Raw genomic sequence first — 11207 nt, 5'->3', positions numbered from 1 at the left:
TCCTTTCGCCCTGGGGCTGATCGTCGTCGGTGGTCAGATGCGGGGCGATGTCGCGCGGCTGCATGGTGCCGTCGAGCACCATCTTGACCTGCTCGACGATCGGCATGGCGATTCCCGCCGCCCGGGCGAGGTTCAGGATCGGCGCGACCGAACTCAAACCCTCGGCCGTCTGATCCATCTGCTTCACGACGTCGTGGTAGCTGTATCCCTGGCCCAGCAGCCGGCCCGCGGTGTTGTTGCGGCTGAGCGGCGACTGGCACGTGGCGATGAGGTCGCCCAGGCCCGCCAGGCCCTGCAGAGTCTCGGGCTGGGCGCCCTGTGCCACGGCGAAGTCGGTCATCTCCACGAGCCCTCGTGTGATGATCGACGCCTTGGTGTTCTCGCCGTAGCCGACGCCGTCGACGATGCCGATGGCCACGGCGATGAGGTTCTTCAGCACTCCCCCGAACTCGGTGCCGATCACATCGGTGTTGACGAACGTGCGGAAGTAGCGGTTGCGCGCACGACGCGCCACCGCCTCGGCTGTCTCACGGCTCGTGGACGAGATCACCGCGGCGGTCGGCTGCTCGCGGGCGATCTCGAGGGCGAGGTTCGGTCCGGATGCCACGGCGATGCGAGCCGGGTCGCAGTGCAGCTCCTGCTCGATGACCTGGCTCATCCGCAGACCCGACCGCTTCTCGACGCCCTTCATGAGCGAGACGATCGGCACGTCGGTGCCGGTGACGAGGGGCCTGAGGGCCTTGAGGTTCTGGCGAGCCGACTGGCTCGGAATCGACAGGTACACCTGGGTGGCGCCGTCGAGCGCCTCGGACAGGTGATGCGTGGCCGACATGCTGCGGGGAAGGTTGATGCCCGGCAGGTACTGGCTGTTGCGCTTCGCCTCGTCGATCTCGTGCGCGAGCTCCGGCCGGCGCGCCCACATCACCACGTGCGCCCCACCGTCAGCGAGGATCTTGCCGAACGTCGTGCCCCAGCTTCCGGCGCCGATCACCGCCACACGGGGGGCTGCGGCATCCGCTCTACGGCTCAAGGCGACCCGTCTCCTTCTGTCCGTGCTGCGTCGGATCCCACCGCTCGGGCGGCGGCGTCTCGCCGCGCAGCTGTCCCTCGAGCGCCGCGATGCGATCCATCACGACGTCGGTCGCCTCGACCAGCGACGCGTGATGGGCCCCGCGACCCGCGTACGCCGACAGGTCCACCGGGGGTCCGATGAGGATCCGCACCCGCTTGCGCGGCGGCCACAGGCTGAGCTTCCCGTAGCGCGGCAGGATCTTCTGCACACCCCACGTGGCCATGGGGATCACCGGCAGGTCGCCGGACAGGGCCACCCGCACCGCACCCGTCTTGCCGCGCATGGGCCACAGGTCGGGGTCTCGCGTGAGCGAGCCCTCCGGGTAGATGATCACCCCCGAGCCCTTGGCGATGAGGTGCTCGGCCGTGTCGATCGTCTGCTTGGCGGTGGCGGCCGAGCCTGCGCGCGCCACGGGAATCATGCCGGTGACGCGCAGCGCCCAGCCGAACACCGGAACGCGGAAGAGCCCTTCCTTCACCAGGAAGCGAGGCGCTCGGCCCAGCCGCCAGGTCGCGACGGCCACGATGACCGGGTCGAACTCGCTGTAGTGGTTGGGCGCGAGCACGTAGGCGCCCTCCATCGGCAGGTTCTCCCCGCCCTCGATCTCGATGCGCGCGAGAATGCCGGCCAGTGGGACGACGATTCCCGAGAGGGGCCAGAAGATGCTGGGGCGGGTCTTCTCGGGCGAGGCGCGGCGACGTGTGCGGGCCACGATCAACCGATGACGTCGAAGTCGGCGCCGAGGGCGTGCAGCTTGTCGAAGAAGTTCTCATACCCACGCCGGATGATCCCGACGTTGTGCACGATGGACTCCCCCTGCGCCGTGAGGGCCGCGATCACGTGGCTGTAGCCACCCCGGAGGTCGGGCACGACGATCTCGGCGCCATGCAGCGGCGTGGGGCCGGTGATGACCGCGGCCTGCTCGAGTGCTCGGCGGGGCACCCGGCGGTACTCGCCTTCGAGACCGTCCTTGTGCACGACGATGTCAGCACCCATCTTCACGAGGGCATCGGTGAACCCGAAGCGGTTCTCGTACACCGTCTCGTGTACCACCGACGTCCCCTCCGCCTGCGTCAGCGCGACGATGAGGGGCTGCTGCCAGTCGGTCATGAAGCCGGGGTGCACGTCGGTCTCCACCATGACGGGCTTGAGCGGGCCACCGCGGTAGAAGCGGATGCCGTCCTCCTGGATGTCGAAGGCACCGCCTACCTTGCGGAAGATGTTGAGGAAGGTCAGCATGTCCTGCTGGCGGGCCCCGCCCACGAAGATGTCGCCGTCCGTGGCCAGCGCCGCCGACGCCCACGAGGCCGCCTCGTTGCGGTCGAAGATGCTGCGGTGGTCGTATCCGGTGAGCGTGTCGACGCCCTCGATGAAGATGACGCGGTTGGGCTCGTACGAGATGATGGCGCCCATCTTCTGCAGCACGCCGATGAGGTCCATGATCTCGGGCTCGATGGCGGCGTTGCGAAGCTCGGTCGTGCCCTTCGCCCGCACGGCCGTCAGCAGCACCTGCTCGGTGGCCCCGACGCTCGGGTAGGGCAGCTCGATGTCGGCGCCGTGGAGGCCCTCGGGGGCGGAGAGACGGATGCCACTGGGCAGCTTCTCCACGATCGCGCCGAAGCGACGGAGCGCATCGAGGTGGAAGTTGATGGGACGGTCGCCGATGCGGCATCCACCGAGGTCGGGGATGAAGGCCTGGCCGAGCAGGTGCAGCAGCGGGCCGCAGAAGAGGATCGGGATGCGCGACGAACCGGCGTGCGCGTCGATCTCCTCGAAGTGGGCCGACTTCGCATCACTGGGATCGAACACGAGGCTTCCGGGCTCCTCGCCGTCGTCGACGCGCACACCGTGCACCTCGAGCAGCGACCGGACGACCTGCACGTCGCTGATGTCGGGCACGTCGCGCAGCACGCTGACGCTCTCACCGAGGAGGGAAGCGACCATCGCCTTGGTGGCGAGGTTCTTCGCGCCCTTCACATCGACGCGGCCGACCAGCGGACGACCGCCGCGGATGGCGATCGTGTCCCCCGTCATTCCCTGCGACAGCCCCTCCGGCTCGCTCGCCGCCGATGTGTTCTCGCGGGGAATTGACTTCATGCGGTGGACCTCACTTGGTAGCTACCGGACCGGAAGGGTCCGTGGGCGCCACGCCTCGCGGCGGGCTTCGAACTGTGCGATTGCATCTTCGTCGCGCAGCGTCAGCCCGATGTCATCCAGACCCTCGAGCAGGCGCCATCTAGTGTAATCATCGATGTCGAACGCAAGCTCTAGGTCACCGATCGTGGTAGTGCGAGTCAGCAGGTCCACGGTCATCGTCACGCCGGGCTGAGCCTGCGCGACCGCCCAGATCGCTTCGATGCCGGCCTCGTCGATGACCCCGGTCACCAGCCCCTGCTTGCCCGCGTTGCCGCGGAAGATGTCGGCGAACCGCGGACTGAGCACGACGCGGAATCCGTAGTCGCGCAGCGCCCAGACGGCGTGCTCACGGCTCGAGCCGGTGCCGAAGTCGGGGCCGGCGACGAGGATCGAGGCGTTGCGGTACGCGGGCTGGTTCAGCACGAATTCGGGGTCCTGCCGCCAGCTCGAGAAGAGCGCGTCCTCGAAACCGGTCTTGGTGACCCGCTTGAGGTACACGGCGGGGATGATCTGGTCGGTGTCGACGGCTGAGCGGGTCAGCGGGGCGACGACGCCGGTGTGGGTGGTGAACTTCTCCATGTCAGACCTCCACTGACTCGAACGCCGGCAGATCGCTGGGGCTCGCGAGACGCCCGAGCACCGCGGTGGCCGCGGCGACCAGCGGCGACACCAGGTGCGTGCGCCCGCCCTTGCCCTGCCGTCCCTCGAAGTTGCGGTTGCTCGTCGACGCGCAGCGCTCCCCCGGTGCCAGCTGGTCGGGGTTCATGCCCAGGCACATCGAGCAGCCGGCGAAACGCCATTCGGCACCGAAGTCGAGGAAGACCTTGTCCAGCCCCTCCGCCTCGGCTTCCAGCCGCACGCGCGCCGACCCGGGGACGACCATCACGCGAACCCCCTCGGCCTTCGTGCGGCCCTGCACGATCGACGCGAAGGCGCGCAGGTCCTCGATGCGGCTGTTGGTGCAGGAGCCCATGAAGACGGCATCCACCGGCACGTCCTTGAGCGCAGTGCCGGGGACGAGGTCCATGTACTCCAGCGCGCGGCGGGCGGCTGCCTGATCGTTGGGGTCGGCGAAGTCCTCGGGAGCCGGCACGACGTCGCTGAGCGACACGCCCTGGCCGGGGTTGGTGCCCCACGTCACGAAGGGTTCAAGGGTGTCGGCGTCGAGGAACACCTCAGCGTCGTAGACGGCGCCCTCGTCGCTCGGGAGAGTCCGCCAGTAGGCGACAGCGTCGTCCCAGTCCTGACCGGTCGGCGCGTGCTGCCGGCCCTTGAGGTAGGCGAAGGTGGTCTCGTCGGGCGCGACCATTCCGGCGCGGGCGCCCGCCTCGATCGACATGTTGCAGATCGTCATGCGCCCCTCCATCGAGAGGGCGCGGATGGCGCTGCCGCGGAATTCGAGCACGTAGCCCTGCCCGCCGTTGGTGCCGATCTTGGCGATCACGGCGAGGATGATGTCCTTCGCCGTGACACCGGGCTTGAGTTCCCCTTCGACGGTGATCGCCATCGTCTTGAAGGGCTTGAGCGGCAGCGTCTGGGTGGCAAGGACATGCTCCACCTCGCTCGTGCCGATGCCGAAGGCCATCGCACCGAACGCGCCGTGGGTCGAGGTGTGCGAGTCGCCGCAGACCACGGTGATCCCCGGCATCGTGAGGCCCAGCTGGGGGCCCACGACGTGGACGATCCCCTGCTCCTTGTCGCCGAGCGGATGCAGGCGCACACCGAACTCGGCGGCATTGCGCCGCAGGGTCTCGATCTGGGTGCGGCTGGTGAGGTCGGCGATCGGCTTGTCGATGTCGAGCGTCGGGGTGTTGTGGTCCTCGGTCGCGATCGTGAGGTCGAGGCGGCGCACCGGGCGCCCCTCGGCGCGCAGGCCGTCGAATGCCTGGGGGCTCGTCACCTCGTGCACCAGGTGCAGGTCGATGTAGATGATGTCGGGGCTGCCGTCTTCGCCCTTGACCACGACGTGGTCATCCCAGACCTTCTCGGCCAGGGTGCGGGGGCGATCAGGGATCGTCGTCGGTGCGGGGGTGCTCATTGCTCTGAAGTCTCCTTGCGAACGGGATCAAGCCCACCACCGACTCCGCGACGAGGAAGGGCTCAGAACGAGGCCTCGCCGCGGCCGCTAAGCAGAAGACGAGCGATCCGCACGCGCCCACATTAGCACCGTGCGGACCGCTCGCTCCTCGTGTGTCAGCGCCCGGCGCGGTGGTCCGGCGTCCCCGGGTCCTCGACGGTCGGGGGCGTCACATGCTCCTCAGCGACGGCCGCGGCCGCAGCCTGCGGCGTCGGGGCCTTGCGCTCGCGGGACGAAGCCACGAGGCTCGCGACGGTGGCGACGACCATCGAGGCGATGATGACGCCCAGCGACATCCAGGTGGAGATGTCCGGCACCCACTCGATGTGCTCCCCGCCGTTGATGAAGGGCAGCTCGTTCTCGTGCATCGCGTGGAAGATGAGTTTGACGCCGATGAAGGCGAGGATGAACGCGATGCCGTAGTGCAGGTACTTGAGGCGGTCGAGCAGTCCCCCCAGCAGGAAGTAGAGCTGGCGCAGGCCCATGAGCGCGAAGATGTTCGCGGTGAAGACGATGAACGGGTCCTGCGTGATGCCGAAGATCGCGGGGATCGAGTCCAGCGCGAACAGCAGGTCGGTCATGCCGATCGCGACGAAGACGATGATCATCGGCGTGAAGATGCGCTTGCCGTTCACGACCGTGCGCACCTTGGCGCCGTCGTACTCGTCGCTGATGTCCACGCGGCGGCGGACCAGCCGCACCACGAAGCTCTCCTTCTTCTCCTCGTCCTCATGCTCCTTGCCGGGGAAGGCCTGCTTCCACGCGGTGTAGATCAGGAACGCCCCGAACAGGTAGAAGATCGGCAGGAACTGCTCGATGATCACCGCTCCGAGCAGGATGAAGATGCCGCGCAGGATCAGCGCGATGATGATGCCGACCATCAGCACCTTCTGCTGGTACTGACGCGGCACCGCGAACTGGCCCATGATCAGCACGAAGACGAAGAGGTTGTCGATCGACAGGCTGTACTCGGTCAGCCAGCCGGCGACGAACTGTCCGGTGACATCGGCGCTTCCGGTCACGCCGAAGAGGATGCCGGCGAACGCGATCGCCAGGGCGACGTAGAAGACCACCCACAGCGTCGACTCCTTGGTGGAGGGGATGTGCGGTCGCTTGATGATCAGCAGCAGATCGGCGATGAGGATCGTGAGTAGCACGACGAATGCGCCGATCTCGAACCAAAGGGGGATCTCGAAGCCCATGGGAGCCTTTCGGAGGGTGCGGTGGATGCCGAAAGTCTCTCCCCCGCGTGAAGCGGCGCGCGCCCGGGGCCACTCGATTGGGGCCCGTGATGACGGAGGCGCGAGGACGGGATACTCCCTCTCGTTCGCACCAGGATACAGGCGTGTGCGCGCCAGACCGCGTTTCTGAGACGATCGGCGGTGGGTCGACACTCTCTCGGTGAGAGACGAAAGGGAACGCATGGGCGACGATCGCGACGACGCGGACCTGGTGGCCGCCGCCGCAACCGGGTCGGAGGACGCCTTCCGCGCGCTCTACCGCGCCTACGTGCGGCCGGTGTACTGGCTTGCGCACGGTCTGGTGGGCAGTGCAGTGGATGCCGAAGACGTGACGCAGGAGACCTTCCTCACGGCGTGGCGCAAGCTTCCCGACCTGCAGCTGGCCGGCGACTCGCTGCTGCCGTGGCTCGTGACGATCTGCCGGTTCCAGTGCGCCAACCGGGTGCGGCGCCTGCGCCGCGAGCGGGAGCGCACCGCCGGCACAGTCGACGAGACCGCGCCGGACACGGTCGACGTTGCGGAGCTCGTGGTCGGCCGCGACGTCGCCGAGCGCATCGTCGCCGCGGTGGCGGGGCTGTCGGCGCTGGACCGGGAGATCTTCCGCCTGTGCGCCGCCGAGGGCCACGCCTACCAGGCTGCCGCCGAGCAGCTGGGCGTGGGCCACGGCGTCGTTCGCAATCGTCTCTCCCGCATCCGCACGAAACTGCGGACCGAACTGGGAACGGAGACCGCATGACCCCGACGACTTCTTCCGGGGCGGATGCCTCCGCGGATCTGCCCGACCTGGACGACCAGACGGTCGCCCGCATCGAGGGCGAGCTGTTCGCGCGCATCCGCCAAGAGCCTCGCGGCGCGGCGGCGGGGCGCGAGGCGGCGCCGGCCGTTCGCGGCGCGACGCCGGCACGCACCGCCCGACAGCGCCGGCGCAGCTGGCTCGTCGCCGGAGGCGCCGCGGCGGCGCTGGTGCTCGTGGCGGCCGTGATCGCACCGGGCGTGGGCAATCTCATCAGGGGCGGCTCGGGGACAGACAGCCAGGTGATCGACGGCGCGTGGATGACCACGACCGAAGGCTCGGCCGTCATGCCGGAGGCCGGCGTGGCCGACGGCGATGCCGAGAGTGGGCTGGGCGTCATCGGCGGTGCCGCCGACGGCGGCGGCGACGGTGCGCAGCAACGCGAGGTGATCGCGACCGCCTCGGCGACGCTCGAGGTGGGCTCAGGTGCGCGGGCGGCTGCCGATGCCCTCGAGGCGATCTCGGCTGAGGCCGAAGCGGCGGGCGGCTTCGTGGAATCGCTCAGCCTCGGGCGGGCCGGCGGTCTCGGCGAGAGCGGCACGATCGAGGGTGGATTCGTCGGGGGCCAGTACGGCGATGCCGCGCTGTATCCCGGCCCCTCGGCGGTGTCGGACACCTGGATCACGGTGCGCGTGCCGTCGACGGAGCTGACCGCCACGATCGAGCGCCTCGACGAGTTCGGCGAGGTCACGGCATCCCGCATCTCGCGTCAGGACGTCACGACCGAGGCGGTCGACTTGCGAGCACGGGTGGCATCGGCCGCGGCGTCGGTAGAGCGGCTCACCGCCCTGCTGAGCGAAGCCGGCTCACTGTCGGACTTGATCGCGGCCGAGGACGCGCTGGCCGAGCGCCAGGCGGAGCTGGAGTCGCTGCAGGGGCAGCTGGACTATCTCGACGGGCAGGTATCGCTGTCGTCGCTGACGGTCAGCGTCGTGACGCCCACGGAGCGTGTCGACGCCGACCCCGCCGGATTCACCGACGGACTGCTGGCGGGATGGAATGGTCTCGTGGCCGCGATGAACGGCATCGTTGTCGCGCTGGGCTTCCTGCTGCCGTGGCTGGGGGTGATCGGTGTGATCGGCGCGGCCGTCTGGCTGATCCGCCGCGCGGTGCGCCGCCGCCGCCGCTCCCCCGCCGCCCCCGCCGCCGACTGACCCGGCCGCCTCGCCCTGGCGCTGAGACGAATCCTGACGGCCGAGACGGCGGGTGCCACCCACGGTCTCGGCCGCGGGTATTCGTCTCACCGGTCGCGCGGCGTCGGCGTCGGCGTGGGCGTCGGCGCGGGCGCGAGGCCGGAGGCAGGCGCGCGCAGGGCGCGGAGGGCGTAGAGGATCGTTGCGAGGTCGACCAGTTCCTGCACGAGGGCACCCACGACGGCGGGGATCACGCCCGTCATCGCGATGAGCATCAGCCCGACGCTCAGCCCGATGCCGATCCAGATCGCGGTGAGGGCGACCCGCAGCGTGTGGCGGCCGATCACGATCGCTTCGACCACGCGCGCGAGCGAGTCGACCGTGATGACGACGTCGGCGGCATCCCCCGCCGCCGTCGCGCCGCGCGCCCCCATCGCCACCCCGACGTCGGCTGCCGCCAGCGCCGGGGCGTCGTTGATGCCGTCGCCGACCATCATCGTGGGGCGCGGGGTGAACGCCCCGACGAGGTGCACTTTCTCGGGCGGGAGCAGGTCGGCGTGCACCTCGTCGACCCCGATGCCGTGGGCGATCGCCTCGGCGGTGGGAGCGGCGTCGCCGGTGAGCATCGCGACACGCTCGACCCCGTGGGTGCGCAGCCACGCGACCACCTCGCGGGACTCCTCCCGGGCTGCATCTGCGAGCAGCAGCGCACCGGCGAAGCGGCCATCGACCGCGACGTACGCCGCCACCTGGCCCGGTTCGAGCCGGGGGCGTTGCACCCCGTCGGCGACGGTGGCTACGAAGGCGGACTTGCCCACCGCCACCTGCCGCTCCGCGAGCACGGCGGACACACCGTTGGTCGCGACCTCGCTGGCTTCTCGGGCCGGCAGCAGCTGCAGTCCTCGGGCATCGGCGGCGGCTCGGATGCCGTCGGCGAGCACGTGCGAGGAGTACTGCTCGGCCGAGGCGGCCAGCTGCAGCACCTCGTCGGCACTGAACCCCGCCGCGGGGAGCACGTCGACGAGCTCGGGACGCCCCGAGGTGAGCGTGCCGGTCTTGTCGAAGCACACCGACCGCACGCGCGCCAAACGCTCGATCTGAGCGCCGCCCTTGACGATGATCCCGGACTTCGCGGCCCGGGACAGCCCGCCCAGGAACGCGATGGGCGCCGCCAGCAGCAGCGGACACGGGGTGGCGAGCACGAGCACCTCGGCGAAGCGGGTGGGATCCCCCGACAGCCCCCACGCCGTTCCCGCCAGCACGAGGGACACGGCGGTGAAGGGCACCGCGAACCGGTCGGCGAGCCGCACGACAGGCGCGCGGGAAGTCTGCGCCGCCTCGACGAGCGCGACGATCTGCTGGTATTGGCTGTCGGCGCTGCGCCGCACCGCGCGCAGCCGCACCGCACGGGTGCCGTTGACGGCGCCCGAGAACACCTCGTCCCCGTCCGAGCGGGTCACCGGCAGGCTCTCGCCCGTGAGGGACGACTCGTCGAAGGTGCCGGCATCCCCCACGACCACCCCGTCGACGGGAACGACCTCCGATGGGCGCACGAGCAGCAGATCACCGACCTGCACGTCCTCCACCGGCACGTCGCGCAGTCGCTCGTCGCCGGCCGCGGCCGGGAGACCGCCCGGCCCGCCGACGATGTGCGCGGTCCGCGGCGAGCGGTCCAGCAGGGCAGTCAGGTCGCGCTGCGCGCGGCGCGCCGCGAACTCCTCGAGCGCCTCGCCGCCCGAGAGCATCAGCACGATGATGAGCGAAGCGACATACTCCCCCACCGCGAGAGTCGCCACCATCGCCACCACCGCGAGGATGTCGAGCCCCACGTGTCCGTGCAGCACGTCGCGCACCATGCGCACGAGGGTGAGGACGACGAAGACGGCGACGTACCCTGTGGCGACCCAGCGAGCGCCGGAATCGGCACCCGCCGCGGCCAGTGCCAGAACGACGGCCAACGCGATGACTGCGAGGAAGATCGACCCATACCGTGACGCCGTACGCATTGCCGACATGCGGCCAGCCTGCCTGCGGCTCCCTCACGGCGCCAGCCCCGTGGGCAGCGAAAAACCCCCCGGCAGAAACCGGGGGGTTTTTCGTGTTGTGACCCCAGCGGGATTCGAACCCGCGTTACCGCCGTGAGAGGGCGGCGTACTAGGCCGCTATACGATGGGGCCGTTTCGACAACCGTTAAAGTATGCCACGGCTCGCATGACGTGGCCAAATCGAGGCGGGCTGCGGTTGCCGCCGGGCGTGTCGCACGGTTGACTTTCCTCATGCGAGTCACAAAGCACGAACATGCCTGCCTGCGCCTCGAGCGCGATGGAAAGACGATCATCATCGACCCGGGTTCGTTCACCCTCCCCCTGACGGATGTGAAGAACCTCGTCGCCGTCGTCCTCACCCACGAGCACCCCGACCACTGGACGCCCGATCATCTGGACCGGCTGACGGCTCTGGCGCCGCGCGTGCCGATCTTCGCACCGGCCGGAGTCGCGGCCGCCGCCCCCGGATACGACATCACGGTCGTCGCCCCCGGTGACACCGTCACGGTCGACCCGTTCACACTGGTGTTCTACGGCGGACGGCACGCGGTGATCCACGAGTCCATCCCGATCATCGACAACGTCGGTGTCCTCGTCAACGACGACTTCTATTACCCCGGGGACTCCTACGCCGTGCCCAAGGGTGCGGAGGTGCGGCTGCTGGCGGCGCCGGTGGGTGCGCCGTGGCTGAAGATCGGCGAGGCGATGGA

The 11207-nt window shown here is 69.6% G+C and carries 10 protein-coding genes and 1 tRNA gene; 3 read left to right on the top strand and 8 right to left on the bottom strand.

Annotated features, from left to right (window positions below):
• The 6 genes from NQ160_RS11175 to NQ160_RS11150 form a co-directional block, all read right to left on the bottom strand.
• Nucleotides 1–1030: NAD(P)H-dependent glycerol-3-phosphate dehydrogenase (locus NQ160_RS11175; RefSeq protein ID WP_257515316.1), on the bottom strand; the 1030-nt coding region annotated here is incomplete at its 3' end.
• The gene (locus NQ160_RS11170; protein WP_257515317.1) at nucleotides 1020–1787 is read right to left on the bottom strand and encodes a lysophospholipid acyltransferase family protein; all 768 of its coding nucleotides are present in this window, start codon (nucleotides 1785–1787) and stop codon (nucleotides 1020–1022) included. The genes NQ160_RS11175 and NQ160_RS11170, both read right to left, overlap by 11 nt.
• Complete coding sequence (murA, locus tag NQ160_RS11165) at nucleotides 1787–3106, bottom strand: UDP-N-acetylglucosamine 1-carboxyvinyltransferase (protein ID WP_374113647.1); 1320 nt, start codon at nucleotides 3104–3106, stop codon at nucleotides 1787–1789. Before murA ends, NQ160_RS11170 begins: the two co-directional genes overlap by 1 nt.
• A gap of 84 nt (nucleotides 3107–3190) precedes the next feature.
• Entirely contained in the window at nucleotides 3191–3787 is a 597-nt protein-coding gene (gene leuD / locus NQ160_RS11160) for a 3-isopropylmalate dehydratase small subunit (RefSeq protein ID WP_257515314.1), read from the bottom strand.
• A gap of 1 nt (nucleotide 3788) precedes the next feature.
• Complete coding sequence (leuC, locus tag NQ160_RS11155; RefSeq protein WP_257515313.1) at nucleotides 3789–5246, bottom strand: 3-isopropylmalate dehydratase large subunit; 1458 nt, start codon at nucleotides 5244–5246, stop codon at nucleotides 3789–3791.
• A gap of 155 nt (nucleotides 5247–5401) precedes the next feature.
• The gene (locus tag NQ160_RS11150; protein WP_257515312.1) at nucleotides 5402–6487 is read right to left on the bottom strand and encodes a TerC/Alx family metal homeostasis membrane protein; all 1086 of its coding nucleotides are present in this window, start codon (nucleotides 6485–6487) and stop codon (nucleotides 5402–5404) included.
• Between the two features lie 220 nt (nucleotides 6488–6707).
• Here NQ160_RS11150 and NQ160_RS11145 point away from each other — a divergent pair, with 220 nt between their 5' ends.
• Both NQ160_RS11145 and NQ160_RS11140 read left to right on the top strand, forming a co-directional pair.
• Entirely contained in the window at nucleotides 6708–7262 is a 555-nt protein-coding gene (locus NQ160_RS11145; protein ID WP_257515311.1) for an RNA polymerase sigma factor, read from the top strand.
• Nucleotides 7259–8473 carry a DUF4349 domain-containing protein gene (locus tag NQ160_RS11140; RefSeq protein WP_257515310.1) on the top strand — a complete coding sequence of 405 codons (1215 nt, stop codon included), beginning with the start codon at nucleotides 7259–7261 and terminating at the stop codon, nucleotides 8471–8473. Before NQ160_RS11145 ends, NQ160_RS11140 begins: the two co-directional genes overlap by 4 nt.
• Nucleotides 8474–8559: 86 nt before the next feature.
• Here NQ160_RS11140 and NQ160_RS11135 read toward each other — a convergent pair whose 3' ends face one another.
• Nucleotides 8560–10467: a heavy metal translocating P-type ATPase gene (locus NQ160_RS11135; RefSeq protein ID WP_257515309.1), complete on the bottom strand. Its 1908-nt coding sequence runs from the start codon at nucleotides 10465–10467 to the stop codon at nucleotides 8560–8562.
• 89 nt (nucleotides 10468–10556) lie between these two features.
• Nucleotides 10557–10629: transfer RNA gene (locus NQ160_RS11130), tRNA-Glu, on the bottom strand.
• 99 nt (nucleotides 10630–10728) lie between these two features.
• Between NQ160_RS11130 and NQ160_RS11125 the strand changes: the two genes are divergently transcribed.
• Nucleotides 10729–11207: MBL fold metallo-hydrolase (locus NQ160_RS11125; protein ID WP_257515308.1), on the top strand; the 479-nt coding region annotated here is incomplete at its 3' end.

Source organism: Microbacterium sp. zg.Y909 (assembly GCF_024626565.1).
Note: the sequence above shows the minus strand (reverse complement) of the source record. Positions and strands in the feature narration are given on the sequence as shown.